The organism is Deinococcus wulumuqiensis R12 (genome assembly GCF_011067105.1).
Taxonomy (GTDB): domain Bacteria; phylum Deinococcota; class Deinococci; order Deinococcales; family Deinococcaceae; genus Deinococcus; species Deinococcus wulumuqiensis.
This window is the reverse complement of record NZ_CP049357.1, coordinates 1,435,001-1,461,597: the sequence shown is the minus strand read 5'-3', so window position 1 is coordinate 1,461,597 and position 26,597 is coordinate 1,435,001. Positions and strand designations below refer to the sequence as shown.

Annotated in this window: 29 protein-coding genes (1 of these 29 cut by a window edge); 15 read left to right on the top strand and 14 right to left on the bottom strand. The window is 67.6% G+C overall.

The window, feature by feature from the left end:
• Positions 1-2: 2 nt before the first annotated feature.
• Together G6R31_RS07150 and G6R31_RS07145 are read right to left on the bottom strand one after the other, a co-directional pair.
• Complete coding sequence (locus G6R31_RS07150; RefSeq protein ID WP_025568154.1) at positions 3-1,271, bottom strand: S1C family serine protease; 1,269 nt, start codon at positions 1,269-1,271, stop codon at positions 3-5.
• A 451-nt stretch (positions 1,272-1,722) separates the two neighbouring features.
• A complete protein-coding gene (locus G6R31_RS07145; protein ID WP_017872017.1) occupies positions 1,723-2,676 on the bottom strand; it encodes an Hsp33 family molecular chaperone HslO in 954 nt (317 codons plus the stop codon).
• Between the two features lie 246 nt (positions 2,677-2,922).
• On the opposite strand from G6R31_RS07145, the gene G6R31_RS07140 reads away from it, so the two are divergent.
• Together G6R31_RS07140 and G6R31_RS07135 are read left to right on the top strand one after the other, a co-directional pair.
• A complete protein-coding gene (locus tag G6R31_RS07140) occupies positions 2,923-4,782 on the top strand; it encodes an ABC transporter substrate-binding protein (protein ID WP_029732948.1) in 1,860 nt (619 codons plus the stop codon).
• A 72-nt stretch (positions 4,783-4,854) separates the two neighbouring features.
• Positions 4,855-5,541, top strand: coding sequence for a response regulator (locus G6R31_RS07135; protein ID WP_017872019.1), 687 nt, complete (start codon positions 4,855-4,857; stop codon positions 5,539-5,541).
• A 227-nt stretch (positions 5,542-5,768) separates the two neighbouring features.
• Here the strand turns inward: G6R31_RS07135 and G6R31_RS07130 are convergent, their stop codons facing one another.
• A complete protein-coding gene (locus G6R31_RS07130; RefSeq protein WP_017871320.1) occupies positions 5,769-6,251 on the bottom strand; it encodes an OmpH family outer membrane protein in 483 nt (160 codons plus the stop codon).
• Between the two features lie 253 nt (positions 6,252-6,504).
• On the bottom strand, positions 6,505-6,987 hold the full coding sequence (locus G6R31_RS07125; protein WP_017871321.1) for an OmpH family outer membrane protein: 483 nt from the start codon (positions 6,985-6,987) through the stop codon (positions 6,505-6,507).
• Between the two features lie 162 nt (positions 6,988-7,149).
• Here G6R31_RS07125 and G6R31_RS07120 point away from each other — a divergent pair, with 162 nt between their 5' ends.
• Positions 7,150-7,779, top strand: coding sequence for a CBS and ACT domain-containing protein (locus G6R31_RS07120; protein WP_025567667.1), 630 nt, complete (start codon positions 7,150-7,152; stop codon positions 7,777-7,779).
• Positions 7,780-8,022: 243 nt separating this feature from the next.
• Here the strand turns inward: G6R31_RS07120 and G6R31_RS07115 are convergent, their stop codons facing one another.
• Positions 8,023-9,180 (bottom strand): aminotransferase class V-fold PLP-dependent enzyme, encoded by a 1,158-nt coding sequence (locus tag G6R31_RS07115; RefSeq protein WP_017871323.1) that lies wholly within the window; start codon positions 9,178-9,180, stop codon positions 8,023-8,025.
• A gap of 108 nt (positions 9,181-9,288) precedes the next feature.
• Here G6R31_RS07115 and G6R31_RS07110 point away from each other — a divergent pair, with 108 nt between their 5' ends.
• A complete protein-coding gene (locus G6R31_RS07110; RefSeq protein WP_025567665.1) occupies positions 9,289-10,656 on the top strand; it encodes an FAD-dependent oxidoreductase in 1,368 nt (455 codons plus the stop codon).
• Positions 10,657-11,085: 429 nt separating this feature from the next.
• On the opposite strand, the gene G6R31_RS07105 is transcribed toward G6R31_RS07110, so the two are convergent.
• From G6R31_RS07105 to G6R31_RS07095, 3 genes are read right to left on the bottom strand one after another with little or no spacing between them, the layout of a single operon-like run.
• Positions 11,086-11,442: a roadblock/LC7 domain-containing protein gene (locus tag G6R31_RS07105; RefSeq protein ID WP_017871325.1), complete on the bottom strand. Its 357-nt coding sequence runs from the start codon at positions 11,440-11,442 to the stop codon at positions 11,086-11,088.
• On the bottom strand, positions 11,439-11,777 hold the full coding sequence (locus G6R31_RS07100) for a roadblock/LC7 domain-containing protein (protein ID WP_017871326.1): 339 nt from the start codon (positions 11,775-11,777) through the stop codon (positions 11,439-11,441). The genes G6R31_RS07105 and G6R31_RS07100 overlap by 4 nt, the downstream gene beginning before the upstream one ends.
• The gene (locus G6R31_RS07095; protein WP_017871327.1) at positions 11,774-12,121 is read right to left on the bottom strand and encodes a roadblock/LC7 domain-containing protein; all 348 of its coding nucleotides are present in this window, start codon (positions 12,119-12,121) and stop codon (positions 11,774-11,776) included. Before G6R31_RS07095 ends, G6R31_RS07100 begins: the two co-directional genes overlap by 4 nt.
• Before the next feature lie 410 nt (positions 12,122-12,531).
• Here G6R31_RS07095 and G6R31_RS07090 point away from each other — a divergent pair, with 410 nt between their 5' ends.
• From G6R31_RS07090 to G6R31_RS07075, 4 genes are all read left to right on the top strand, one after another.
• Positions 12,532-13,143 (top strand): helix-turn-helix domain-containing protein, encoded by a 612-nt coding sequence (locus G6R31_RS07090; RefSeq protein ID WP_017871328.1) that lies wholly within the window; start codon positions 12,532-12,534, stop codon positions 13,141-13,143.
• Between the two features lie 152 nt (positions 13,144-13,295).
• A complete protein-coding gene (gene apbC, locus G6R31_RS07085; protein ID WP_017871329.1) occupies positions 13,296-14,348 on the top strand; it encodes an iron-sulfur cluster carrier protein ApbC in 1,053 nt (350 codons plus the stop codon).
• Entirely contained in the window at positions 14,345-15,139 is a 795-nt protein-coding gene (locus G6R31_RS07080) for a helix-turn-helix transcriptional regulator (RefSeq protein WP_017871330.1), read from the top strand. Before apbC ends, G6R31_RS07080 begins: the two co-directional genes overlap by 4 nt.
• Before the next feature lie 36 nt (positions 15,140-15,175).
• The gene (locus tag G6R31_RS07075; RefSeq protein ID WP_017871331.1) at positions 15,176-15,730 is read left to right on the top strand and encodes a 2'-5' RNA ligase family protein; all 555 of its coding nucleotides are present in this window, start codon (positions 15,176-15,178) and stop codon (positions 15,728-15,730) included.
• Positions 15,731-15,866: 136 nt separating this feature from the next.
• Here G6R31_RS07075 and G6R31_RS07070 read toward each other — a convergent pair whose 3' ends face one another.
• The 3 genes from G6R31_RS07070 to G6R31_RS07060 form a co-directional block, all read right to left on the bottom strand.
• On the bottom strand, positions 15,867-16,967 hold the full coding sequence (locus G6R31_RS07070) for a bifunctional 3-deoxy-7-phosphoheptulonate synthase/chorismate mutase (RefSeq protein WP_017871332.1): 1,101 nt from the start codon (positions 16,965-16,967) through the stop codon (positions 15,867-15,869).
• Between the two features lie 99 nt (positions 16,968-17,066).
• Positions 17,067-17,474 carry a globin domain-containing protein gene (locus G6R31_RS07065; protein ID WP_017871333.1) on the bottom strand — a complete coding sequence of 136 codons (408 nt, stop codon included), beginning with the start codon at positions 17,472-17,474 and terminating at the stop codon, positions 17,067-17,069.
• 243 nt (positions 17,475-17,717) lie between these two features.
• Positions 17,718-18,329: a TetR/AcrR family transcriptional regulator gene (locus G6R31_RS07060; protein WP_017871334.1), complete on the bottom strand. Its 612-nt coding sequence runs from the start codon at positions 18,327-18,329 to the stop codon at positions 17,718-17,720.
• A gap of 95 nt (positions 18,330-18,424) precedes the next feature.
• On the opposite strand from G6R31_RS07060, the gene G6R31_RS07055 reads away from it, so the two are divergent.
• Entirely contained in the window at positions 18,425-18,736 is a 312-nt protein-coding gene (locus tag G6R31_RS07055; protein ID WP_017871335.1) for a DMT family transporter, read from the top strand.
• Complete coding sequence (locus G6R31_RS07050; protein WP_010887648.1) at positions 18,733-19,074, top strand: DMT family transporter; 342 nt, start codon at positions 18,733-18,735, stop codon at positions 19,072-19,074. The genes G6R31_RS07055 and G6R31_RS07050 overlap by 4 nt, the downstream gene beginning before the upstream one ends.
• 33 nt (positions 19,075-19,107) lie before the next feature.
• On the opposite strand, the gene dgt is transcribed toward G6R31_RS07050, so the two are convergent.
• Positions 19,108-20,226, bottom strand: a complete 1,119-nt coding sequence (gene dgt / locus G6R31_RS07045; RefSeq protein WP_017871336.1) for a dGTP triphosphohydrolase — start codon at positions 20,224-20,226, stop codon at positions 19,108-19,110.
• A 46-nt stretch (positions 20,227-20,272) separates the two neighbouring features.
• Here dgt and G6R31_RS07040 point away from each other — a divergent pair, with 46 nt between their 5' ends.
• Positions 20,273-20,776 carry an NUDIX hydrolase gene (locus G6R31_RS07040; RefSeq protein ID WP_017871337.1) on the top strand — a complete coding sequence of 168 codons (504 nt, stop codon included), beginning with the start codon at positions 20,273-20,275 and terminating at the stop codon, positions 20,774-20,776.
• A complete protein-coding gene (gene ribF, locus G6R31_RS07035) occupies positions 20,773-21,666 on the top strand; it encodes a riboflavin biosynthesis protein RibF (RefSeq protein WP_017871338.1) in 894 nt (297 codons plus the stop codon). Before G6R31_RS07040 ends, ribF begins: the two co-directional genes overlap by 4 nt.
• A 52-nt stretch (positions 21,667-21,718) precedes the next feature.
• Here ribF and G6R31_RS07030 read toward each other — a convergent pair whose 3' ends face one another.
• The gene (locus G6R31_RS07030) at positions 21,719-23,134 is read right to left on the bottom strand and encodes a CAP domain-containing protein (RefSeq protein ID WP_164993973.1); all 1,416 of its coding nucleotides are present in this window, start codon (positions 23,132-23,134) and stop codon (positions 21,719-21,721) included.
• Between the two features lie 379 nt (positions 23,135-23,513).
• Here G6R31_RS07030 and G6R31_RS07025 point away from each other — a divergent pair, with 379 nt between their 5' ends.
• The 3 genes from G6R31_RS07025 (at position 23,514) to G6R31_RS07015 (ending at position 26,198) form a co-directional block, all read left to right on the top strand.
• Positions 23,514-24,416: a 1,4-dihydroxy-6-naphtoate synthase gene (locus tag G6R31_RS07025; protein ID WP_017871340.1), complete on the top strand. Its 903-nt coding sequence runs from the start codon at positions 23,514-23,516 to the stop codon at positions 24,414-24,416.
• An 85-nt stretch (positions 24,417-24,501) separates the two neighbouring features.
• Complete coding sequence (locus tag G6R31_RS07020) at positions 24,502-25,425, top strand: ABC transporter ATP-binding protein (RefSeq protein WP_017871341.1); 924 nt, start codon at positions 24,502-24,504, stop codon at positions 25,423-25,425.
• Positions 25,425-26,198 carry an ABC transporter permease gene (locus tag G6R31_RS07015; protein ID WP_017871342.1) on the top strand — a complete coding sequence of 258 codons (774 nt, stop codon included), beginning with the start codon at positions 25,425-25,427 and terminating at the stop codon, positions 26,196-26,198. Before G6R31_RS07020 ends, G6R31_RS07015 begins: the two co-directional genes overlap by 1 nt.
• A gap of 83 nt (positions 26,199-26,281) precedes the next feature.
• Here G6R31_RS07015 and G6R31_RS07010 read toward each other — a convergent pair whose 3' ends face one another.
• On the bottom strand, positions 26,282-26,597 hold the 3' portion of the coding sequence (locus G6R31_RS07010) for a phosphatase PAP2 family protein (protein ID WP_051056510.1). Its footprint extends 1,028 nt past the window's final position; the window shows 316 of its 1,344 coding nt (coding positions 1,029-1,344); its start codon lies off the right edge, out of view; the stop codon is at positions 26,282-26,284.

Genomic DNA, 26,597 nt, shown 5'->3' with positions numbered 1-26,597 from the left:
CATCACTGAAAGGCCGACTCGTCGAGGGTGAGCGTCACGTCCCGCGTCTGCCCGCCCCGCACCACCTTGAGCGTGACCCGGTCGCCCACCTTCTTGTCGAGCAGCACGGCTTGCAGGTCTTCGAGGGCGTCCACCGGCTGCCCGGCGGCCTGCACGATCACGTCGCCGCCGAGCTGGATTTGGCCCCCGCCGGGGAGGTCCTGGGGAGGGCCGCCCCCGCGCAGCCCCGCCCGCGCCGCCGCGCCACCCGGCGCCACCCCGCCGATCAGCAGGCCGGTGTCGGGCAGCCCCGCCGCCCGCTTGCCCTGCGGGTCGAGCATCCCCAGCCCGAGCGCGAGCACGCCGCCCCGGCCCCGCACCAGAATCCCGGGCTCAATGCCCACACGCGGCGCGTAGACCATCTGTCCGCCTGCCGCCTGCAAGCGGGGCAGCAGGTTGCGGGCGGTGTTGATGGGAATGGCGAAGCCCACCCCCGCGCTCTGGGCCGCGCCCGCCTGACCGCTGGGCGAGTAGATCTGGGTGTTGATGCCGATGACCCGCCCGTCGCTGCCCAGCAGTGGCCCGCCCGAGTTGCCGGGGTTGATGGCCGCGTCGGTCTGGATGGCCCGCTGCGTGATACCTTCTCCCCCCGCCGAAAATCCGATGGGAATCTGGCGCGAGGTGGCACTCACGATGCCCTCGGAAACGCTGAATTCCAGGCCGAAGGGCGCACCCATCGCCACCGCCTTCTGGCCCACGGCCAGCCGGTCGCTGTCGCCCAGCGGAATGGGCCGGATGTCGGCGGGCTTCAGGTCAGGAGCACGCAGCAGGGCGAGGTCGTACTGCGGCGCCAGCCCGATGACCTGCGCGTCCAGCGTTTCCGTGCCCCCCAGCAGCCGAATCTGGATGCGGTCCGCGGCCCCGCCGTCTGCCCCGGCGACCACGTGGTAGTTGGTCAGGATGTCGCCCGCCGAATTGACGAAAAACCCGCTGCCCAGCCCGCGCTGCACCTCGCCCTGGCCCTGATCGGTCATCCAGCCGAAGGGGTCCTGGCTCGCCACCCGCTCCTCGGTGGAGATAAAGACCAGTCCCGGCTCGTATTTCTGCACGATTTCGATGGTGTTCTGCTCGTTTTGCAGCCGCGCGCCTGCTTCGGCGGCTGGGCCGCTCGCCGAAGTGGACGTGGGCGCCGGGCTGCGGGCGCCCCCCAGCGGCACCTGATCCCGCAGGACGGTCGCGCCCAGTCCCAACCCCACCAGCACCAGCATCACGGCCCAGCCCTTCGCCTTCATGAAGGTATTATACGGATTCACCTCGGGTGCGGCGGCAAATGAGTGTTCAACCGAGGCCCAAACCATGTTGTGGGGGACCTTTTGCTCGGCGCTGTGGAAAGCGGTCGGAAGTGAAATCTATCCGGCGAGGGGGGACATCCACGCGATGACGAGGGCAGGACTGGAAGGCGGAGACCGCTCCCGCGCTCTGCACGGCATTTTTTCCTTCCCACTACCGCGAACCTCGCCGCACCCGAGGTGATTCCGATTGAATCTGGTAGTTTCAGATTTAATCCGAGCGGATGCGAGTAGGAAAAAATACGGATTCCGCGATATGGATGCACAGGCGGCGCTTTCCCGACTGTGCAGGAATGAAGCGGAATCCGTATGCTGCCACCGCAGGCGGGTGGGCGAGAGCGGCAGAAAAACGGAGCCAGGAGATTCACCCCCGGCCCCCTCGGAACACCTGCGCTTACGCCCGCGCCCGCGTCTCGCCGTCGTCGAGCGCCGCGATCTCGTCGGGGGAGAGCCGGTAGGCCTCGCCGCACCAGTGGCACAGCACTTCCTGGCCGCCCGCGTCGATCATCTCCTGCCGCTCCTGGGCACCGAAGAATTTCAGGCTGTCGGCGGCCCTTTCGCGCGAGCAGCGGCACGAAAGGCGGGCGGGTTGCGCCTCGGTCGCCAGTTGCAGGTCCAGGCCCTCGGCGGCCCCCTGCATCGCCCCGAGCAGCCCCCCGGCGCGGAGCTGGTCGGTCAGCATGCCCAGCGCGGCGATGTTGGCTTCCAGCCGCGCCAGCGTTTCGTCGGTCACGCCGGGCATGGCCTGAATCAGCAGCCCGCCCGCGTGGGCGACCCGGCCCCCTTCCTCGTACACGCCGAGCAGCACCGCGTTGGGAATCTGTTCGGACGACCCCAGGTAGAGGCTCACGTCCTCGGCGATTTCGCCGCTGCGCAGGCGCACGCTGCCGGTGTAGGGTTCGCCGTTTTCGAGCAGCCGGGTGACGGCCAGTTCGCCGTCCACGCCCACGATGCCGCGCACGTCGAGTTTGCCGTCGCTCTCGCGCAGGGGCAGGTCGGCGTCCGGGTGCCGGACATACCCGCGCAGGCGCCCGTCGGTGCTGCCCTCGGCCACGATCCAGCCCACCGGCCCGCCGCCGTCTACCCGCACCGTCACCCGCGAGTCGGTGCGCTTGCCCAGCACTGCCGCCAGCAGCGCCGAGGCCGCCAGCGTGCGCCCCAGCGCCGCCGTCGCCGTCTTGCTCAGGCCGTGCCGCAGCCGCGCTTCTTCCACGACGTGCGACGCCTCGATGCCCACCAGTCGCAGGGTGCCGCCCGCCGCCGTACCGCGCAGGATGAAGGAAGCGGGCAGCGGCAGGTCGGCGTAAGCGTCCGGGGTGGCAGTGTTGGCTTTGGCAGTATCGGTCATCAGAAAACTTTACATGAGAACACTCAAGGCAGATGTGGAGCGGATTGCATTCGGGCGGCTTTGCCCCGTTTCTGACGGGGAGACGGGCCAGCCTTGCGTTTTTTGTTACTTCTTACTCATCTGGCGGGCTTAGGGTGACCCTCGTGTTTTTAGCGGTGGGAAGACGTGTAGCTGCTTGAGCGCCATGTTCGCCGCCGCGACGGACCGGGTCCGTTTCGCTTTTTAGTTCTCTTTCGAGGTGTTCTCATGACCAGACTTTCCCGACCCCTTGGTGCTGTGGCGCTTGCCACGCTCGCCCTGAGTCTTTCGGCTTGCAAGAGCGAGACCAAAACGACCACCACGACCACCGAGCAGACCCAGAGCGCGGATGCCCAGACCTCAACCGAGCAGACTTCGACCGAGCAGACCACCACGACCACCACGTCGGGCAAGAACCTGAACACCCTGGTCGTGCAGGAATCGGCCGACATTCCCACCCTCGACCCCGGCACCACCTACGACACCGCCAGCGGTCAGGTCGTGGAAAACCTGTACGAGACGCTTCTGGGCTACCAGGGCAACTCCATCCGTGAACTTCAGCCCCTGCTGGCGACCGAGTGGGAGCAGAGCGACGACGGGCGCGAGTACCGCTTCACCCTGCGCGAAGGCGTGAAGTTCCACAGCGGCAACCCCTTCGAGTGCAAGGACGCCGAGTACACCTTCCGGCGCAACCTCGTGACCAACACCGCCGACAGCGGCAACTGGTTCCTGTCCGAGTCGCTGCTCGGCACCGCCAGCAACGCCAACGACGACCAGTCGGTGACCTGGGAGAAAATCACCGACGCCGTGAAGTGCGACGGTGAGACGCTGGTGTTCAATCTGCCCAAGATCGACCCGGCGTTCCTGTCCAAGCTCGCCTACATCGGCCAGGGCATCGTGGACAGCGAGCACGCCAAGAAAATCGGCGAGTGGGACGGCACCGAAGCCACCTGGAAGGACGCGGTGGGCAAGGACCTGATCGGCAGCCCGCTGGCGAACGACCCCAGCGGCACCGGCGCGTATAAGCTGCTCAAGAAGGACGCGACCTCGGTGGCTGCCGTCGCCTTCGACGGGTACTGGGGCGACAAGCCCAGCATCCAGAACGTGATTATCCAGAAGGTGCCCGAGCCGGCAGCCCGCATTCAGGCCTTCCTGAAGGGCGACGCCGACTTCATCGAGACGGGCGGGCGCGAAATCGTGGAAACGCAGCTCAAGGGCAAGCCCGGCGTGGCGGTCCTCGACGACCTGCCCGACACCACCGCCACCGGCCTGAGCATGAACCAGAACATCAAGGTCAAGGCCGGGCAGGAGCAGCAGCAGATCGGCAGCGGCAAGCTCGACGGTCAGGGCATTCCCGCCAACTTCTTCAGTGACGTGGACGTGCGCCGGGGCTTCGTGGCCGCCTTCGACGTGCCGTCGTACATCCAGGAAGTGCAGCGTGGTAAGGGCACCGAGCGCAACTTCCTGCTGCCCGATTCCTTCCCCGGGTACGACGCGAGCGTGCCGGGCGCCAAGTTCGACCTCGACGCCGCCAAGCAGGCCTTCCAGAAAGCCTGGAACGGTCAGGTCTGGGACCAGGGCTTTACCCTCAACGTGTCCTACCGCGCGGGCAGCCGGGGCATGCAGACCGCCATGGAAATGCTCAAGCGCAACATTGAGGGCCTGAACCCCAAGTTCAAGGTCAACGTCGTCGCCAAGGAATGGAGCGAAATCATCAAGGCCAGCGGCGAAGGCACCGAGGCGATGGTGGTCACGAGCTGGGCGCCCGATTACGCCGACCCGGACAACTTCGTCAACACCTTCTACTCCTCCAGCGGCTACTACGCGCCGCGCATCAACGCCAAGGACGCGCAGATCGACGGCTGGATCGCCGAGGCCCGCAGCACCACCGATGAGCAAAAGCGCAACGCCCTGTACCGGCAGATCGCCGAGCGTGCCCAGGAGCAGGCGCTGTACATCCTGATGCCGGGCGGGGTGGGTTACTCGGTCTACCGCGACAATATCGGCGGCGTGAATACCGAGAACTACAACCCGATGTACGGCTTTTCCCAGGCCGGAACGCTCTGGAAAAACCTCACCAAGAGCTGAGACCGCCCTTGAATCAGACCACCTTGCCGCGTGCAGGGTGGTTTTTCTTTGAAGCCCCGTTATGCTGCCCCCATGCTCCACACCGACAATGACGCCCCCGGTCCGGTCCGGCCCATTTCCCTGCTGCTGGTGGACGACCACCCGGTGGTGCGCAAGGGCACCCGCGAACTGCTCGAGGGCGAGGCCGACCTGCGCGTGGTGGGCGAAGCGGGCAGCGGCGAGGAGGCGCTCGCGCAGGCCCGGCTCCTGACCCCCGACGTGATCCTGATGGACGTGTCCATGCCAGGCATGAACGGCATCGAGGCGACCAAGGCGATCAAGGCCGAGCAGCCGGGCGTGGGCGTGCTGGTGCTGACCAGCTACGACGACGACGCTTATGTTTTCGCGCTGCTCGAAGCGGGCGCGGCGGGCTACCTGCTGAAAAACGCCAGCGAGGACGACCTGCTCGGCGCGGTGCGGGCGGTGGCGGCGGGCGAAAGTGCACTGCACCCGTCCATTGCCCGCAAGGTGCTGGAGCGCTTCAGCGTGGCCTCGAACCCCACCCCCCCCGAAGACGACCTCAGCCCCCGCGAACTCGAGGTGCTGCGGGTGGCCGCCAGCGGGCGCACCAACAAGGAAATCGCCCGAGACCTCGACATCAGCCCGCGCACCGTGCAGGTCCACCTCGCCAACATCTTTTCCAAGCTGGGTGTGGGCAGCCGCACCGAGGCCGTGCTGCACGGCATCAAGCGCGGCTGGATCGACCCCCGCAGTCTGTAAAGGCATAGAGCGGCGGCCCGGCACCTCTCCCGCCGGGCCGCCGCTCTATGCCTCTGGTTATACGGATTCCGCTTAATTCCTGCACAGTCGGGCCTGTACAGTTGGGAAGGCGCCGCCTGTGCATCCATATCGCAGAATCCGTATTTTTTCCTACTCGCATCCGCTCTGCTGCGCAGCTTTGCAAGTCGGATTGAATCTGAAACTACCAGATTCAATCGGAATCCGTATTACTTCTTCAGCGCCTTGAGGATGGCGGGCGTCAGGTCGGTCTTGGCGACGTTGGCGTACACGACCAGCTTGGAGCGGGCCGCCACCTCGGTGTCGAGGACCACGCCGAAGCCGCTGCTCTTGGCGACGGCAGCGATGGTGCTGTCCACCCGCTTGCCGATGGGCTTGAACGCCTGCGCCAGGCGGGACTGGTAGTTCTTCTGGGCGTTGGCGTAGCTCTGCTGGGCCTTTTTCAGGGCGTCGGTGTCGGCCTTGGTGCGGGTGCGGTTGGCCTTGAGGGTCAGTTGCCGGATGTTCGCCTCGCGTTTGGCGAGGTCGGTGTCTACCCGCTTGCGCAGGTCGAGGTAAGGGCCGCCGCCGGGCACGGCCGCCACGACCTTCTGCACGTTGACAAATCCTACGCGGGTATTTTTCGTCTGGGCCTGGGAAACCGTGGTGAGCAGAAACAGGGGAAGCAGCAGCAGGGTACGTTCAAACTTCATGGTGACTTCCTTTGAGGGCCGTATCATACGGATTCCGATTGAATCTGGTAGTTTCAGATTCAATCCGAGCGGATGCGAGTAGGAAAAAATACGGATTCTGCGATATGGATGCACAGGCGGCGCTTTCCCGACTGTGCAGGAATTAAGCGGAATCCGTATCAGCCGGACAAAACGAAACCCCCGCAAACCGGGGGCAGGAAAGACGCGAACTGAAGCGGGCGGCACCTGTCCCCGCCGGGCGGGGGCGCGTGGATTACTTGATGGTCTTCTTGACGGCGTCGGTCAGGTCGGTGCTGGAGTCGGCGTAGATGACCAGGCCGCTTTGCTGGGCAATGGCGCGGTCCATGATGACGGAAAAGCCGTTGGCCTTGGCGTAGTCGTTCAGCGACTTGTCGATGGCGGTTTCGACCTGGGCGGTCTTGTCGTTCAGGGCCTTGGTCTTGGCGTTGTAGGTGGCGAGCAGGGTTTCACGCTGCTGCTTTTCGGCGGCCGTGGCGCTCGCGCCCTTGGCGTCGATGGCCCGGAGCTTGTTGACCGTGTCGGTCAGCGCGGCGTCCTTGTTCAGGCTTTCGCTCATCGCCAGAACGTCCTTGTTGCCGGGGTGGGCGGCAAAGAGGGCGTCCACGTTCACGAAACCGACCTTCTGGGCCGGGGTCTGGGCATGGGGGGCGAGGGTACCGAATCCGAACGCGGCAGCGAGGGCAACGGGCGCGAGCGCCTTGGCGGTGATCTTCATGACTGCGACGCTAGCACGACTTTTTCTGAGCCGAATGAAGCGATTCACAGTTGTTTGCGGGGGGCCGTCATTTCGCCGTCAGCTTCCGGAGACACGGCTTTCGGAGACATGGCTTCCGGAGAGGGGGAGGGCAAAAGGCGAATGTGGCGCTAAACTCCTTTCATGCTCGTACGCGACTGGATGACGCGTGACCCGGTAACGGTCACGCCGGATACGCCTGTGATGGACGCCCTCAAGCTGATCAGCGAGCGCCGGGTCAGGCGCCTGCCGGTGCTGCGTGACGGCAAACTCGTCGGGATCACCACCCGCAAGGACCTCAAGGACGCCATGCCCAGCAAGGCCACCACCCTGAGCGTGTGGGAACTCAACTACCTGCTGAGCAAGCTGACCGTGGAAGAAATCATGGGCCGCCCGGTCATCACCGCGCAGGAAGACGAGTACATGGAAGACGCCGCCCTGCGGATGCAGGAGCACAAGTTCGGCGGCCTGCCGGTCGTGGGCGCCCAGGGGCAGATGACGGGCATCATCACCACCTCGGACATCATTCGCGCCTTTACCACCATCCTCGGGATGAACGAGGGCGGCCAGCGCCTGACAATCGACATGCCCGACGTGCCCGGCAGCCTGGAGCGCGCCGCGCAGGCCGTGCAGCCCAGCAACATCCTCAGCGTGGCGACCTATGACATGGACGGACCCGGGGGCAACCGCCGCTTCGTGCTGCGCGTCGGGGGCGAGGGGCTAAGCGGTGTGCGCGACCGGGTGCGCTCGGCGGGCATCTCGGTGCTAGACTGAAGCCCGAGCGTCGCCTCGGCGACCGTTTTTCCTTTGGGCGGCTGGGGGCCTGAGCTGTAAGGCTCGCCCCCAGCCGCCTGTTTCTCTTATTGATAACGTGCAAAGTTGGTATCGAGCCTGCTGTGCCGATCGGCTCTGAGCTATGGGCCATGAGCCATGAAGAGGCTGTTCAGAGCTTATGGCCCATAGCGCATGGCAAAGGGAATGTGGCTTGTCGGCAGGTGATACGGACATACCGCGTTCTCAATATCTCAACACGTCCCAGGCCGCCTGCACGGCCGCGCCGCGCTCGAACGAGACACCGAGGCTGGCAAAGCAGTCTTCCAGCATTCCGGCGATCCCCAGGGCGTCGTAGCGGTCGGCGTAGCCCATCGTGGAGAGGCGGAACACGGTGTCTTCGTGCGGGGCCTGTCCGGGAAGCGCCCGCTGGCCCATCTCCGCAAGGCGGGCGGCGATCTGTTTGCCGCCGAGACCCTGGGGCGCGCGCAGCACGGCGACGGCGGCACTGGGACGGGCAGCCCAGGCGGGGGCGCCGAGGGCCGTGCCCGCCGCAATGAGGGCGTCGGTCTTGCGGCGCTGCTCTGCCCACAGCACTTCGAGCGGCACCCTCAGGGAGCGGTCAAGCGCGACCGAAAGGGCGTAGATCAGGTTGATGGCGGGGGTCTGCGGCGTGCTTCCGGCCTTCTGCCCAGCGAGTTCGCGGGTCATGTCGAGGTAAAAGCCGTGCGGCGTGTTCTTGATCATCCGGGCCTGGACGTCCGGCGAAAACAGCACGAAGCCCAGGCCGGGCGGGGTCGCGGTGCCCTTCTGGCTGCCGGACACCACCACATCCACCCCCCAGGCGGCGGGGCGCAACTCGGCATTGCCGTAGGACGTGATGCAGTCGGCGATGATGATGAGGTCGGGGTTTTGCGCTTTGGCAGCTGCGGCAATCGCCCCGAGGTCGTGCAGCGCTCCCGTGCTCGTCTCGCTGTGGGTGATGGTGAGCGTGTGCGCGCCTTTGCAGGCGTCGGCCACTTCGCCGGGGTCGAGCATCTCGCCCCAGGGTTTGGCGACGATGCGGGTGTCGTAGCCAAAGCGCTGCGCCATCTCGCCCCAGCGCTCGCTGAATTTGCCTGCCTGGGCGTTGACCACCCGGGCACCGCTGGGGGTGGTGCTGACCAGGGCGCCCTCGAAGGCTCCGGTGCCGCTGCTGGTGGTAATGACCGCGTCGTAGGGGTCGCCCAGCAGCCGGGTCAGCTTCTCGCGGGCTTCCATCAGCTTGGCGATGCCTTCCGGGGCGCGGTGGTGCATCTGCGGCTGCGCGAGCGCGAGCAGCACGTCCGGCGCGACCTCCACAGGGCCGGGCGCGATCAGGCGTTCGCGGTTGAGGGGCAGGTGGGCGGGCAGCGCGTCACTCATGACTCCGACTGTACCGGTCACCCCGGCGGGTGGACGAAATCCGTCTAAGTTGGGACAGGCGGCGGGCGCCGCGTCACCCTTGTCCTTCTCAGCGCTTACCCTGCCTCCATGCGAATTGTGATCGTGGGTGGCGTGGCCGCCGGAATGAGCGCGGCGAGCCGGGCCAAGCGTTTTGACCCGGACGCCGAGATCGTGGTCTTTGAGCGCGGAGACTTCATCAGCTACGGCGCCTGCGGCCTGCCCTACGTGCTGGGCGGGGCGGTGGGCGAGTGGGACGACCTGATTGCCCGCACGCCCGCGCAGATGCGTGGCCGGGGCATCGGGGTGCAGCTGGGGCATGAGGTGACGGGCGTGGATGCCGGGGCACGCACTGTCACGGTTCTGGACCGCGCGGCGGGGCGCGCCGCCACCGAGCCGTACGACCGCCTGTTGGTCGCCACCGGGGTTAGTGCGGTTCGGCCAGATTGGGCGCAGACCGACCTCGCGGGTGTCCACGTGCTGCGCGAGATTCCCGACGGGCAGGCCATCGCAGACAGTTTGAAAGGAGCCAGGCGCGTCTGCATCGTCGGCGGCGGGTACATCGGTCTGGAACTCGCGGAAAACATGTGCCGCCGGGGTCTGAGCGTTGTGCTGCTGGAACGGAGCCCGGACGTCGGGGGCCGGGTGCTGGACCCCGAGTACCGCCCCCGCCTTCTCGACGAACTCGAGCGGCACGGGGTGGAGGTGCGCTGCGGGACCACCGTGGAGGGCCTGACCGGCAAGGCGGGCCGCGTGACCGGTGTGCAGACGGACGGCGGGCTGGTCCGCGCCGACGTGGTGGTGGTCGCGGTGGGGGTCAAACCTAATGTGGACCTGCTGCGGGCGGCGGGGGCCCGCCTCGGCAAGACCGGCGCGGCGGCGGTGGACGTGCGGCAGCAGACGAACGTGGACGGCGTCTACGCGGCGGGCGACAACTGTGAGAGCCTGCACCGGGTCACGCGGCGCCGGGTCCACATTCCGCTCGGCCTGACCGCCAACCGCATGGGCCGCATCGCCGGAATCAACATGGCGGGCGGCGACGCCAAGTTTCCCGGCATCGTCGGCACCAGCATCTTCAAGGTCTTCGGCCTCGGCGTGGCGCGCACCGGGCTGACCCAGGGCGAAGCCGCCGCGCTGGGCCTGGACGCCGTCAGCGTGGACGTGACCAGCACCGACCACGCGGGCTACTACGCCGACGCCCGGCCCATTCACGTCCGGCTGACCGGCGAGCGCGGGACCGGGCGCCTGCTGGGGGGGCAACTGCTCGGCGAAAACCCCCTCAGCGTCAAACGGGTGGACGTGATCGCCGCGCACCTGCACGGACGCGGCAAGGTGGAAGACCTCTTCCAGATGGACCTCGCCTACGCGCCGCCCTTTTCCGGCGTCTGGGACGTGCTGCTGGTGGCCGCCGACCGCCTGAACCGGGCGCTGCGCGACCAGGGAACGCAGAGCATTTGACGCGGGAAAGACCCCTGATACGGTTTAAAATTGAGTCCCGGACATGTCCGGGCGCAATTTTGCGCGGAGCGCATGGAAAAAATACGGTTTTAAGGAGATAGGCGGGCATCCGGCGCCTTTCCGGATGTTCGGGAATCGGATTAAAGCCGTATGAGCGGCGCGGAAGAGATGGCGGCGCTTTTCCGACATCTCTGAAGAAGAGTTCAGCTCCGTATCATGCCCCAGCGCCGGTCTCCGAAGGACGGCAGGCGTGGGCAGCAGCGCCGCCCACCGCGTCATGCTCTGCTCCGCAGCTTTGCGGGCAGCTCTGCGGGTCCGCTCGCTGGCAAGCGGTGCCAGCTTTTTGGCCCCTGCCCTCAATACCGAACAAAGAGAACCGGGCGACCCTCTGGGAGAAGCCCGGTTCCAGTTGTCGGTGCAGCCTGCCGTTTACTCGCCCGCCGCCTGGGCCTGGGCCAGCACCCGGCGTACGCCCAGGCGCACGCGGCCCAGGCTTGGCACCTCGTCGAAGCGCACGAGGAGCATCCCTGCGCCGCAGGGCATGAGCAGGAGCGGGCCGCTGTCGAGGTCGAGCAGCAGGTCGTGCCAGCTCGGGCTGTCGGTGGCAGCTTGCAGGCTTTGCAAGACCGCCCGCGCCGCCGCGACGATGGTGGGGTCGGTCGCGCCGCTGCCGACCATGTTGAGAATCTGGCCGTCGCCGTCCACCACGCCCGCCCCCTGCACGCCGCGCACGTCCAGCAGCGGAGAGAGGTCGGGCAGCGGGGGCTGGTCCGGCACGAGGCTCACAGGCCCTCGGTGCCCGGCAGGTCGAAGACCTCCAGGGCCAGCTTGGCGAGGGCCTGCTGCATGGGCCGGGTGTCGAGGCCGCGCGTTACGGCGGCGCCGAGCACGTATGCGCCGCTGGCGAGGGCCACGACTTCGAGCTTTTCGCTGGTAAAAGCCATCCGGGTCACGCGCCCGGCCTGCAGGCGGTCCGTCGTGCGGTCAATCCAGGAGCGCAGCTCGGCGAGTTCGGCGGCCAGCACCTCGCCTTCGCCCACCATTTCCAGCGGCAGGCCGTCGGGACCGACCAGCACCCCGGCCACGATGCCGGGTTGGGTTCGCAACACGCCCAGCTTCACAGTTGTGCCTCCAGGGTCCGGGCCGCCGCGTGGCCGTACAGCCGCGCCTGCCCCAGATTGCTGTGCCCGTCGAGGGCAAGCAGCAAAAAGAATTCGGAATTGATCGGCAGCAGGTACACGCTCATGCTCTCGCCGCGCAGGTACAGCTCGCGTGCCTGCTCGCCGCCCAGGGTGTCGGAAGCGGCGCCCGCCGCCCGCAGCAGCCCGGCATGCTCGGCCACCAGCAGGTTCAGGTCGGCGGTGGTGGGGCAGTACCCTTCCACCAGCAGGCCGTCAAGCCCGCCGATGGCCGCCGCCCAAGCGCCGCGCACATCGGTCACAAGTTGGGTGAGTTCAGACAGCATCTGCCCGGCATGATACGGCTCCGCAAGTCACGTCACTCTGACTGAGGGTCGGTGCTGCCAAGTCAGGGCAGAAGCGTCTTTCCCCGGTGGAGGCAAGCCTCAAAAGTTGACCTCATCGGGTTCTTAATTGGATGACGGTCATTTGACATGGGGTTGGAGAGAGGCCAGAACCGAGCACTGCGAAAAAAGCTGTTCAGGTGGGCTGTTTCGGGATATGGGGGGTCAGAACGCGCCCCCTGAACAGGGCCAAATCCGCTTTGGATGACATTTCGTCACCTCGTAATCTAAATCATGATTAAAGAAACAAAACTGTTTACAAAATTGTGATCTTCACCTATACTTTCTGACATCAGCGGAGGTGTTCGCGCCTCCAGTTCCCTCAACTTTTCTCGCCCCAGGAGGCGTTTTTCATGACCCAGACCCAAACTGCTGCCCGCACCTTCGTGGACACCGTGACCTACCGCCCCGGCGCCGTCATCCTCTACCCCGGCAAAAGCGACATGCTCTACCGCGTTTCCAGCGGCCTGGTGCGTGTGCACACCATGGACGACGACGGCAACGGCCTGACCCTGCGCTACGTCAAGCCCGGCGAGTATTTCGGTGAAGAAGCCCTGGCGGGCGTGAACCGTGCCTACTTTGCCGAAGCCGTGACCGACAGCGCCATCGACGTGATCAACCCCGCGCTGATGAGCGCCGAGGACAACCTGGTGGTGACCACCCATCTGGTGCGCACCCTCGAACGCGCCTATGAGAGCATTTACCGTCTGGTGGGCAAGCGCCTGCGCGCCCGCATCGCCGGAGAGCTGCTCGAACTCAAGGACACCGCCCTCGCCACGCAGCTCGACAGCGGCGAAGTGATGATCTACGCCACCCACGACGAACTGGCCGCCGCTGTCGGCAGCGTGCGCGAAACCGTGACCAAGGTGGTCGGTGAACTCAGCCGCGAGGGTGTCATCAGCGCCGGCTACGGCAAGATCACCCTCAAGGACGAGCAGGCCCTCGCCACGATTGCCGCTGCCTGAGCCTTCCTTCTTCTCTGGCCCCTCACCGTCATGGTGGGGGGTTTTCTGGTGGTGCGGCCAGCGGGAGAAGGGAGGCGTTCCTCGCGGCGGCACAGCGTTCTGTGAGTTCCGTCGTTGCTACGCGGCAGATTTAGGGTCAAGATGACGCCCATATGAACGACGCCCTGCTGCGTGCCCTGAGCACTGTGAACGACCCCGAGTTGCACCGTGATCTGGTGTCGCTGGGCATGATCGAACGGGCCGAACTGAGCGGCGACGTGGCGCAGGTCAAGGTCAACCTCACCACGCCCGCCTGCCCCCTGAAAGGCCAGATCGAACTCGACGTGCGCTCGGCGCTGCTTCAACTTCCCGGTGTGCGCGACGTGCAGATCGAGTTTGGCGCGATGGTGCGGGCCGCCGCGCAACCGGCGCTGCCGGGGGTCAAGCATGTGGTGCTGGTCGGCAGCGGCAAGGGGGGCGTGGGCAAAAGCAGCGTGGCGGTCAATCTCGCCGCCTCGCTCGCCCACGACGGAGCGCGGGTGGGTCTGCTCGACGCCGACGTGTACGGCCCTTCGGTGGCGCACATGCTGGGGCAGGGACAGGCCCGCGTGACCGCCGACGAAAACCGCAAGATGCGGCCCATCGAGGCGCACGGCGTGCGCTTCATCAGCATGGCGAACCTCTCGCCCGCCGGTCAGGCGCTGGTCTGGCGCGGGCCGATGCTGCACTCGGCCATTCAGCAGTTTCTGAAGGACGCGGCCTGGGGCGACCTCGATTACCTGATCGTGGACCTGCCGCCGGGCACGGGCGACGTGCAGCTCTCGCTGACGCAGACCATTCAGGTCACGGGCGCGGTCATCGTGACCACCCCGCAGGACGTGGCGCTCATCGACGCGGCGCGGGCCATCGACATGTTCCGCAAGGCCAGCGTGCCGGTGCTGGGCGTGGTCGAGAACATGAGCTACTTCGTGGCGCCGGATACGGGCCACACCTACGACATCTTCGGGCGGGGGGGCAGCCGCAAGCTGGGCGAGCAGTACCCGCTGCTGGGCGAGATTCCGCTGGACACCGAAGTCAGGCAGGACGCCGACCTGGGCGCCCCGACGGTGCTGGCGCACCCGGACAGCGCGGCGGCGCAGTCGCTGCGGGCGGTGGCGCGGACGCTGGCAGGGCAGATCAGCGTTCGGACCCTCTCCGAGCTGCCGGAGCAGCTGCCCGTCGTATGACCTCCCAGCTGCGTGACGTGCCCCAGCGGGAAGCGGGCGAGCGCGACGCGGCCGAGCTGGACCCGGGCACCCCGCCCGAACGCACCAAGACCCGGCTGCTCGAGCTGCTCAAGCGCCACGGGCCGCAGACCGCCCAGGACCTCGCGGGCCGATTGCAGATCACCAGCCCGGCGGCGCGGCGGCACCTGACCGACCTGCAGGCGCAGGGGCTGGTGCAGGTGCAGGTCGAGAAACCCGGCGGGCGGGGCCGCCCCCAGCACGTGTTTGGCCTGACCGAACACGCCGAGGAGCGCACCTTTCCCAGGACCTACGCCAGCCTGTGCCTGGACGTGCTCGAATCGGTGTCGGACCTCTATGGCCGGGACGCCGTAGACGAGGTGCTTCAGGCCCGCAGTGACCGCCTCGAAACGCTGCTGCGCGAGTTGCTGCCGCCCGAGATGCCGCTGGCCGAGAAGCTGCGCCACCTGACCGGGGTGCTGACCGAACTCGGATTCGCGCCCCACCTCGAACGCGAGGGGGAGCACTGGGTGCTGGTGCAGGGCAACTGCCCCAATTTGCAGGTCGCGCGGCACTTCAAGGTGATGTGCGGCGCCGAACTGGCCATGTACGCCAAGCTGCTGGGCGTTCCGGTCACCCGCGAGGAACACCTGGCGTGCGGCCAGCCGAGTTGCCGCTACCGCCTGGCTGAGGAAGCGGCGCCTATCCTGAAGCCGGGTGAAGTGAGACCTGAAAATGCCCCGCCCACCTCGCACTCGACCGCTTCCGAAGCTTCCTGTTCCGAAGCGACCTGACCCGCCCGCCTGACCCTGAGAAACGGACCCACTCCCATGACCTTGCCAGCCTCCCCGACTTCCGACCCTGCGCCCGCCGAGGCGCCCGCGCCGCTGTACTCGGTGGTCGCGTGGCCGCCCGAGGCGCTCGACACCTGGATGCGGCGCATTCAGGAGCGGCTGGGGGTGCGCGGCTTCGGGCTGCCGCACCTGAACCTGCGTGCTCCCTTCACCACCCCGCTGAGCGCTGCCGAACTGGTGGACGGGCTGCGCGGCGCCTTGCAGGACCAGCGGGCCTTCGACGTGCGGGTCAAAGGCTGGAAACAGCTCCCGAGCGTGATTTTTCTGGAGTGCGAGCTGAGCGCGGAGCTTCGGGGACTGCACGACCGCTTGCTGGAAGTCGGGCCGTCGAGCCGCTCGCCCTACGACGGCGCCGAGTACCGGCCGCACCTCACCCTGGCGCTCGGCGTGCTGCCCTGGGCGAGTGAGGAGCTGTGGGAACAGGTGCAGCGCGAGGTGCCGCCCCTGGGACACTTTCACGTCGAGGCCCTGAGCCTGACGCGGGAGCAGCGCGGCGAGGTGCAGGAGCTGCACACCTTTCCGCTGGGCTGAACGTGGGGCAGCCTTGCCCCTGCCGGAGCAACGAAACACCCCACCCGAAGCGCGTTGCCCGGTGGGGTGTTTCGCTGCCGCTTGGATATAGAGCGGCAAGGCCAAGAATGAAGTGCTCCGGGGTTTCGGCTCCGGATCAGACCGTCGCGGCCACCGCCGGTGCCTGAAGCAGACTGCCCACCCCGGCCAGGAACTTCTCGTACCCGGCGAAGTCGAGCTGCTGCTCGTTGTCGCTGAGCGCAGTGGCGGGGCTGGGGTGAACTTCCACGTGGATGCCGTCGGCGCCCACCGCGATGGCGGCCTTGGCGAGCGGAATCAGCAGGTCGCGGCGCCCGGCGGCGTGGGTCACGTCCACGATGACCGGCAGGTGGGTTTCTTGCTTGGCGAGGGCCACCGCCGAGAGGTCGAGGGTGTTGCGGGTCCACTTCTCGTAGGTGCGGATGCCGCGCTCGCACAAAATCACTTCGTTGTTGCCCTCGCTGAGAATGTACTCGGCGGCGTACAGCCATTCCTCGATGGTGGCCGAAAGGCCGCGCTTGAGCAACACCGGGCGCCGGGCGCGGCCCACCTCGCGCAGCAGGGCAAAGTTGTGCATGTTGCGCGCGCCGATTTGCAGGATGTCGGCGTACTCGCTCACCACGTCCACGTCGCGGGTGTCCATCACCTCGGTCACGAACAGTTGCCCGTGCTCCTTGGCGACCCGGCTGCCCAGAATCAGGCCGTCCACGCCCATGCCCTGAAAGCCGTAGGGGCTGGTGCGCGGTTTGTAGGCGCCGCCGCGCAGAATCCTGACGCCCTTGCCCTGCAAGAAAGCGGCGGTCTGTTCCATCTGTTCCTCGGACTCGATGGAGCACGGCCCGGCGATGATGACCGGCGCCTCGCCGCCGCCGATCCGCACGCCGTCGATATCGAGCACGGTGTCTTCGCTCTTGACCTTGCGCGACACGAGCAGCTGCTTCTTGTCGTTGCTTTCCTCGAGGGCCAGGCTCGCCTTGAAGATTTCCTTGAAAATCGTCTTGACCGTGGCGGTGGGGAAGGGACCGGGGTTGAGTTTTTCGAGTTCCTTGAGTTGCTGCTCCTCGCGGGCGGGGTCGTAGTGGTTGGGGCGGCCCTCGGCGCTCTTGGCGTGGCCGATCTGGGCCACCACTTCGCCCCGGCGCGAAATCAGCGCGAGCAGTTCGCGGTTGATCTGGTCGATTTCAGCGCGAAGGTCGTCGATGGTGCGTTGCTGCGTCATACCGAGCAGTGTAGGCAAGGCGCCCGCACGTCCCCCGGCCCGGGGCTAGTCAATTGACACAAGGTGTCTAAGCCGCCTCCCCCGAGGCCGCCGCCGGGGTCAGCCCTCCGCCCCGTCCTCCGCATTCACCATGTGCGTCGCCACCCGCGAGAGGGCGAGGTACAGCTCCTGCGCGTCGGCCTCGGCGATGCCGGGCGTCTCGCGCAGCGCCGCGTTCATGCACGCCAGCCACGCCCGCGCCCGCCGGGGCGTGATGGGAAAGGGCAGGTGCCGCGCCCGCAGCCGGGGATGCCCGTAGAGCTGGTGATAGAGCGGCGGCCCGCCCGTAAACCCGGTCAGAAAGGCGAGCTGCTTGCGGGCCGTGTCGGTCAGGTCGTCGGGAAAAATCGGCGCGAGGTCGGGGTCACGGGCCACCCGCGCGTAGAAGCGGTGAACGAGCAGCGCCAGCGCGTCGGGGCCGATGCGGTCGTAGAGCGAAGCCGCCGGGTCGAGAGGAGAAGAGGGCAAAGACACGCCCGGAAGGTAGCAGGCGCAAGGTCGCAGGCGCCGCTGCGTCCGAAGCCCTATCATACGGATTCCGATTGAATCTGGTCGTTTCAGATTCAGTCCGACTTGCAAAGCTGCGCAGCAGAGCGGATGCGAGTAGGAAAAAATACGGATTCTGCGATATGGATGCACAGGCGGCGCCTTCCCAACTGTATAGGCCCGACTGTGCAGGAATGAAGCGGAATCCGTATCAGGGACACGCGCTCAGGCGCCGGGGGAGACCGTGTCCGTGTCTGCGGCGAGCAGCGTCCGGACCCGCTGAAGCAAGGCTCTTTTGGCTTCGTCGGGCGTGAGCTGCCGCATGAGCAGATGCAGGCAAAGGCCGTCAATCAGGGCGTGCAGGCCTGCCGCCGCCTGCTCGGGGGTTTCCGTTCTGAGCAGCTCGGCCTGCGCCAGACTGCGCATGATGTTCAGAAGTGTGGCGTGCAGGTCGCGGTAAAGAATCCCGTGCGCGTCGGCGTACTGCTCGCCCCGCACGGCAGCGGACGCGAAAGCCAGCCAGACCTCCGTCCACTCCCGCGACGGCCCGCTGAGCGGCAGCAGGGCCAGCAGGAAGCTTTCGAGTTGTGCCTGGGGCGGTCCCTGAAGGGGGAGGGCGCGAAGCTCCTGCTCGACGGCTCTGGCCAGCTGCTCGGCGGCGAACGTCAGGATGCTGTCGTGGGTCGGCAGATAGTGGCGGATGGCGCCGCTCGACCAGCCGGACTGCCGACTGAGGTTGCGGATGGTCACGCCGTCCAGCCCCTCGCGCCGGATGAGCGCCCAGACGTGGTGAACGAGTTCCTGGCGGCGCTGGTCATGGTCCACGATACGCGGCATGACAGAGTTTTAGCACATTCTTGCTAAATCAGAAGTCGCCGTGCTAGAACATCCTCGCTTATTCGCACATTCATGCGAAATAGCAGGAGGTTCGGATGAACGCGTGGGCAGCTCTGGTCCTGGCGGGCCTTTTCGAAGTCGGCTTCACGACGGCGCTCAAGTTGGAGCAGCGCAACAAAAACTGGTTCTGGGCCTTTATCGCCTGCGCCTGGATCAGCTTCGGTCTTCTGTCACAGGCGATAGAAACCATTCCCCTCGGCACGGCCTACGCCGTCTGGACCGGCATCGGCGCGGTGGGCACGGTCCTGGTGGGTCGGGCCTTTTTCGGTGAGCCGCTCGGCGGGCGCAAGCTCGCGCTGCTGGCGGTCATGGTCGCGGCCATCCTCGGCCTGAAGGTGACGGCATGACGGCCCCGGCCCCGCAGACGAAAAACGCCGCCTGGGGCTGGGTCCTGCTGGCGGGGCTGTTCGAGGTCGGCTTTACCTATGCCCTGAAAATGTCGCAGCACGACGGCAAATACCTGGGACTGTTCCTGCTGTGCGCCATCGTCAGTTTCGAGTGCCTGGCCCAGGCGCTGAAGACGCTTCCCGTCGGCCTCGCCTACGCCGTCTGGACCGGTATCGGCAGCGTGGGGACCATCCTGGTCGGGTTGGTGCTTTTTGGCGACAGTCTCTCGGCGCTGCGTCTGGGCCTGCTGACGGTCCTGATCGGCTCCATCGCCGGTTTGAAGATTGTGGATCGGTGACGAAGACCGGGCAAGCCGTAGCGGCAGGCAGGTTCAGCCCCGCAGCGCCGCGTGCGTTTCCAGCGCGTAGCGGTCGGTCATTCCGGCGATGTGGTCGCAGATGGCCCGCCGCAGCCCGTCGCGCTCGATGCGGGCACGCGGGCGCGGGGGCAACAGGCCGGGGCGCTGCTCGAAGGCGCTGAACAGGTCGGTCAGCACCTGCTCGGCCTGGTAGACCTGCCGCTCGACCTGCCAGTGGCGGTAGAGCCGCTCGCGCAGAAACTCCCCGGTTTCGCGCAGGTGCGGGCGCAGCGCCGGGCTGTAGGTGATGAGCCGGGTCGGGTGCGCCTGCACCGCGTCCGGCGAGGCCACGCCACTGGCCGCAATCGCCGCGTCGCTGCTGCGCGTCAGGTCGCCGATCAGCCAGCCCAGCAGTTCACGTTGCAGGGTGCGCAGGTCGGCGGAGGAAGGCCGCTCGGTGCGGACCCCGCTGCGCTCCTGCAGCTCGCGCCACAGCGGCAACTCCAGCAGGTCGCCGGGGTGCAGCAGCCCGCTTCTCAGGCCGTCGTCGAGGTCGTGGGCGGTGTAGGCGAGCGCGTCGGCGGCGTCCACCACCTGCGCTTCCAGACTGGGCTGGCGCTGTTCGGGGGGCAGCCCAGCCCGCCCGTGCTTGTTCAGCCCGTCGAGGGTATCGAGCGTGAGGTTCAGGCCGGGGCGCTCGCCCGAACGCTCCTCCAGCAGCGTCACGATGCGCCGGGCCTGCGTGTTGTGGTCAAAGCCCCCGGAGTCGCCCATCAGCCCGTCGAGCAGCCGCTCGCCCGCGTGCCCGAACGGGGGGTGCCCGAGGTCGTGTGCGAGCGCCACCGTTTCGGCCAGGGTTTCGTTCAGGCCCAGGGACAGCGCCACCGAGCGGGCCACCTGCTGCACCTCCAGCGTGTGCGTCAGCCGGGTGCGGTAGTGGTCGCCGAGCGCCGGGGCGTTGAGAAACACCTGCGTCTTGGCCTCCAGCCGCCGGAAGGCCTTGGTGTGCAGCACCCGGTCGCGGTCCTTCTGGTAGGCGGTGCGCGTCTCGCTGGGGGGTTCGGGCACCTCGCGCCGGGCCTGACCGCTGCGCCGGGCAAAGGGCGAGAGGCCAGCGTCTTCACGGGCTTCGAGGTCGGCGCGGGTGAACATGTCCGGAGAATAGGCGCTTTTTCTTTTGCCGCTCTAGACTTCCCCCATGTCCGCTGCCAAGACCATCTACGACGGCCACATCGTCAAACTTGAACTGGAAGAAGGCAAATGGGAAATCGTGCGCCACGCCGACGCGGTGGCGATTTTGCTGCTGAGCGAGCAGGGCGAGATGAAGCTGGTGCGCCAGCACCGCCGCGCGGTCGGTGCCGACACATTGGAAGCCCCGGCGGGCCTGATCGACGAGGGCGAAACCCCGGAACAGGCCGCCCGGCGCGAGTTGCAGGAAGAAGTGGGCCTCGACGCCGACCTGACGCTGCTCACCCGCTTTTACACCAGCCCCGGCTTTTGCGACGAGCAGCTGTACGTGTTCGAGGCGAACAACCCCCGCGAGTCGCGCCTCCCGCTCGACGAGGACGAAGAAATCGAGGAAGTCTGGATGGCCCCGCAAGCGCTGCTCGACGGCCTGCGTGAAGGCACCATAGAGAGCAGTTCGCCCACCGTCGCGGCGGCGCTGTACGCTCTGCAGCGGCTCGGTCAGGGGGCGAAATGAAAACCTACGTGTCGCCCTCGCAGCGGCCCGACACCGAAACCGTCATCGCCATCGGTTCGTTCGACGGGGTCCATCTGGGGCATCAGGCCCTGCTCGCGCAGCTCAAGGCCCGGGCGCGGGAATACCGCGTGCCGAGCGTGGTCTACACCTTCGACCCACCCACCCGCGTGCTGACCCAGGGCGTCGAGTTTCTGTCCACCTTGCCGGAAAAACTCGACCTGCTGCGGCTCTACGGCATCGACGAAACCATCGCCGTGCCGTTTACCCCCGAGTTCGCCGCCCGGCCCAAGGAGCAGTTTCTGGCCGACCTGCGGACGATGCGCCCGAAAGCGGTGGTGGTCGGGGAGGACTTCTATTTCGGCAAGGGCCGCGCCGGGAGCGTGACCGACCTGCGCGGTATCTGCCCCGACGTGGTCTCACTTCCTATGCACCAGCTCGGCGGCGACGACATCAAGAGCACCCGCATCCGGGCGCTGCTCGCAGGGGGCGACGTGGACGGCGCGCAGCGGCTGCTGGGCCGCCCCTACGAGGCGCAGGGCGTGGTGGTGCGCGGCGACCAGCTCGGGCGCACCATCGGCTGGCCCACCGCCAACCTCCGGGTGCCCGAAGGCAAGGCGCTGCCGCTCGGTGTCTTTGCCGTGCAGGTCGTGAGCGACAAGGGCGAACGCTGGGGCGGCATGGCGAACGTCGGCTGGCGTCCCACCGTGGAGGGCCGCGAGAGGCGGTTCGAGGTCCACCTGTTCGACTACCAGGGCGACCTGTACGGCGAGGAATTGCAGGTCAGGTTCGTCGCCCGCCTGCGCGGCGAGCAGAAATTCAGCGGCCTGGACGAACTCCGGGCGCAGCTCGGGCGCGATGCCGAGGCGGCGCGGGCGGTGCTGGGCGCTTGAGGAAAAAGGAAGCCGGGGGCCGTTCTAACCGCGCCCCCGGCTTCCTTTTTCCTCAGCGCGGCGTCCCGAAGTTCTGGCCCCAGTACAGGCCGTAGGGGCTGCCGTCCACCCTCACGCCACCCACGCCCATTTCGGTGAAGGCGGGATTCATCAGGTTGGTGCAGTGGCCGGGGCTTCTGAGCCAGGCGTCCACCACGGCGGCGGGGCTGGGCTGCCCGGCGGCGATGTTTTCTCCGGCGGTGCGCCAGACATAGCCCGCTCCGGTGATGCGGTCGCTGAACTTCACGCCTTCGGGGGTGGTGTGGTCGAAGTAGCTGCGTTTGCCCAGGTCCAGTGCATGGTTGCGGGCGGCGCGGGCCAGCTGGTCGTTCCAGCGCAGCGCTGGGGCCGGGGCTTGCGGCACGGTGCCGCAGGTGGCGCCCCGGGCGCGGGCCTCGTTGGTCAGACGCAGGACTTCGAGTTCGTCGGCGCTGGCGGCGCGGTCACTGCCGGGATACCAGACGTAGCCGCTGGGGACAGAAGGAGCCGGGGCCGTCGGTGGCGGGGCGACGGGCACCTGCACCGTGATTTGCAACTGGGCGAGGCGCGAGGGGTCGTGCACGCTGCGGGCCGTGACCGTCAGGGTGCCGCCGGGGGCGCTGGCGGGCACGCTCAGCGCGGCGCTGCCGTCGGTGCGGGACGTGAGTTGGGCACTCAGGGCCGGGGTGTCGCCCCGCACTTCCCAGGTCACGCCCGGCTGGTAGGCGCCGCTTCCCTGCACGGCGGCCTGCAGGTCGAGGTTCTCTCCGGCAGTCAGCGAAAGGCGGCTGGCGGTGAGGGTCACGCCGCTCACCTGAGCCGGGGCGGAAACGCTGACCTGAAGCGTGGCCTGCCGCGACAGACCTGCCGCCGTGCCGGTCACGGTGACGGTGTAGTGCCCCGCCGGGGTCTGCGCGGCGTCCAGGAGCAGGGTCTCTCCGCTGAGGCCGACCCGCAGACCGGACGGCGCCGCCGCGACCGCCAGCTTGACCGCTTCCGTCAGCGCCGCGTTGGGAAGCACGGCGACGGGCAAGCGGCCACTTTGACCACTCACGAGGGGCAGGGCGCTCTGACCCAGGCCGAGGCTGAAATCGGGTGCGGGGGTGGTGGGCACCGGGTTGGCAGGAGGCACAGGGCTGGCAGGAGGCACAGGGCTGGCAGGAGGCACAGGGCTGGCAGGAGGCACAGGGCTGGCAGGGGGCGAGACAGGCGCGGGAGCCAGCACCGTGACCTGCAAGGCCGCCTGCCGCCGCTCGCTGCCCCAGAAGCCGGTCACGGTCAGCCGGTAGCTGCCGGGCACGGTCCCGGTGTCCCGCAGGCGCAGTTCGCTGCCGCTCAGGAGGGCGCTCAGGCCCGCCGGGGCACCGCTGACTTCCAGGCGGTCAGGGGCGCGGCTGACCTGCACCGGCACCGTCCAGTCCTGGCCGTCCCTCAGCGTGACTTCCGGCAACCCGAGAGTCAGCGAGGGAGCCGCCGGGGGCGCAAGCGGGGGCTGAGCGGCGGGGGGCGTGACAGGAGATGGCGTGACAGGAGACGGGCCTGCTGATGGCGTAGGCGCCGTGTTACACGCGCTCAGCGGGCCGCACAGGACCAGGGCGAGCAGAAGCGGGCGGGCAGCAAGAGGCACACAGAGGGGGCGCGGCATCACGGCATTCTCCTTGTGAGGGTGAGAAAAGGTTAAAAGGCGGTTGAGCTGCGCCTCAAGTTGACTGAACCTAAGGCGCCCTGTCAAACGAAAATCTCACAGGAGTCCTTGCAACTCTCACCCGGTTGCCCCGGTTCGGGCCGACGTCACCCTCTTTTTTCCTCGCCGGGCCTACCCTGGAGCCATGACGAGTTCCGCACCCGAAGCTTCCGCTTCCCTGCCCGACGTGCTGCACCTCGGGTATTCGTTTTGCCCCAACGACACCTTCATCTTTCACGCGCTGCACGCGGGGCTGGTGCAGGGGCCACTGCCGGTGCAGGAAGTTCTGGAGGACGTGCAGACCCTCAACGAGTGGGCCACCGAGGGCCGCCTGCCGATGACCAAAATCAGCTACCGCGCCTACTTCGGCGTGATGGACCGCTACGTGGCGCTGCGCTCGGGCGGGGCGCTGGGCCGGGGGGTGGGGCCGCTCATCGTGACCCGGCCCGGCGTCACGGACCTCACCGGCCTGCGGGTCGCCTCGCCGGGGGCGCTGACCACCGCCGAACTGCTGCTGCGCCTCGCCTATCCGGGCGCCGAGGTTGTGCGGATGCGCTACGACGAAGTGATGCCTGCCGTGCAGCGCGGCGAATACGCGGGGCAACCCGTCGGCGCGGGGCTGATTATTCACGAGTCGCGCTTTACCTACCCCGACTACGGCCTCGACAACCTGCTCGACCTCGGCGCTTGGTGGGAAGGCGAAACCGGGCTGCCGCTGCCGCTCGGCGCGATTCTGGTGCGGCGCGACCTGCCCGTCCGGACGCAGCGGGCGTTGCAGGACGCCGTGCGCCGCAGTCTGGAGTACGCCTACGCCCACCCCGGCGCGGCCCGCGCCTACATCCGGCAGCACGCGCTGGAAATGTCCGACGAGGTGATGCAGGCGCACATCGACCTGTACGTCAATGCCCTGAGTCTGGACGTGGGCGAGGAGGGCGAGCGGGCCGTGCGTGAGCTGCTGCGCCGGGCGGTGGCGGCCGGCGCGGTGACGGCGCGGACGGACCTGCCGCTGTTCGTGCCGGCCCTGGAAGAAACCGGGGAAGCGTCCTGAAGCCCGCCCCGTTTGGCCCCCTCTGCCCGGCCTTATGGCACCGTTGTAAGAGTCTTGATGAGGTGACCTACGTTACGATGAGGGCGTGAGCAAATCCTCCGTGCCCGCTTTTCCGGCCATCGAAGTGCGGGGCCTGTCCAAGAGCTACGGCCAGACGCACGTGCTGACCGACGTGTTCCTGAACGTGATTCCCGGCGAGGTCTACGCGCTGACCGGCCCCAACGGTGCGGGCAAGACCACCCTGATCCGCATGCTGACCGGGCTGGCCTTTCCCACCCGGGGCGAGGTGCGGGTGATGGGGGTCAATGTCCACACCGACGGCCCCCGGGCGCGGACGCTGATGGGCGCGGTGGTGGAGGCCCCCGCCAAGTTCTACCCGCAGTTCACCGGCATCGAGAACCTGAAGATTCACGCCGGGCTGACCGGTGCGGGCGTGGGGCCGGGGCGCATCAGCGAGGTGCTGGCGCTGCTCGAACTCACCAGCATGGGCGGGCGCCGGGTGGCCGAGTACTCGCTGGGCCAGCGTCAGCGGCTGGGGGTGGCGAGCGCGATTCTGGCCGAACCCCGGGTCCTGATTCTGGACGAGCCGACCAGTGGCCTCGACCCCCTGGGCATCGGCCTGATTCACCGCATCGTGACCAGCCTGGCGACCTCGGGCTGCGCGGTCATTCTCAGTACCCACCACCTGCGCGAAATCGCCACCTACGCCCACACCGTCGGCATCATGACCGCCGGGCGGCTGGTGGACACGGTGGACCTGCGCAGCCGCACGAGTGCTTACCGCTTCCGGGTGGACGACCCGGTGGGCGCGGCGGCGCTGCTGGAGCGTCAGCCGTATGTGCGCAGGGCTGTGGCCCGGCCTCCCTACGCGGTGGCGCAGCTCGGAGCACAGGCCAACGTGCCCGAGGCGCTGCGGCTGCTGGCGAACGAGGACGTGGCCGTCTACGAAGTCACCCCCGACCATTTCGACCTGTACGAGTATTACCGTGAACGTGTGGAGTACGCCTGATGCTCAGCCTGATTTCGCTCGAATTCCGTAAGCTGCTGGCCTCGCGCAGCGCCCGTATCGCCCTGCTGGTCTGTGCGCTGCTGCCTTTTCTGTGGTCGTTCGCGCCGCGCCTGAACGAGATTTTGCGGGTGGACCTCGTCAGCGGCTGGCAGCTTCCGGCGGTCAGCATCGGCGTGGCGGTGCAGTTCCTGATGCCGCTGTTTATCGCCGTGACCGTGGCCGAGATGATCGGCGCCGAGGTCGCGCAGGGCACGCTGGCCCCGCTGCTCCTGCGGCCCGTGAGCCGCACGCGGGTGATTGTCGGCAAGCTGGTCGTGGCGCTGTTTTTCCCGCTGCTGCTGGTCGCCGCCACCCTGCTCGGGTCGCTGGTGGCCGGGATTCCGCACGGTTACGGCGAGTTCAGGGGCGGCACGGGCCTGGGGCCGGGGCTGTTTCAGGGGGTGGGCATGCTCTCGCCCTCGGGGGCGCTGTCCGAAGTGCTGCGTGGCGGCCTGCTCACCTGGGTCATGCTGATGCCGGTGGCGGCCCTCTCGCTGTTTTTCGGCGTGCTGCTGCTGGGCACCTCGGCGGCGGCGTTGGCGACCCTGGCGACCCTGAGCGTGCTGCGGCTGATGGTCGTGTTCCCCGAGGGCTTGCAGCGCGTGCTGCTCACCAGTTACCTCAACCTCTACGTGACCCAGGGCAGCCTGACGCAGGCGCTGGTGCTGCTCTTTATCTACACCCTGGGCTTCAGCCTGATGGCGATTTTCGCCTTCGACCGGCGCGACCTGTAGTAGACCCCAGCGCCGTTCGGCAAAACGGGGGCGGGACCGGCAACCTTTCTGGCCGGTCCCGCTTCTTCATGCCTGTTCCGGAATCAGGGGGACGACTCGCCCAGCAAGGCCCAGGCCACCCGCCGCCCGACATCGAGGCCCGCCGCACCGTCCAGGGTCCAGTGGATGCCGCCGACCACCCGCGAGAACGCCGCGTCCTGGGCGTCGCGCCGCAGTTGCCGGGCCTGCAAGGGGAAAAACCGCGCCAGCACCTCGGCGGCGGCTCCGCTGACGGTGGCGTGCCCGCTGGGGTAACTCGGAAAAGGGGGGGTGGGCAGCGGCGGGGTCCAGCCGGGCTGCACCTGCTCCATCCAGCCCTGGGGCCGGGCCACGTTGTACTCGAATTTGCCCTGCCAGCAA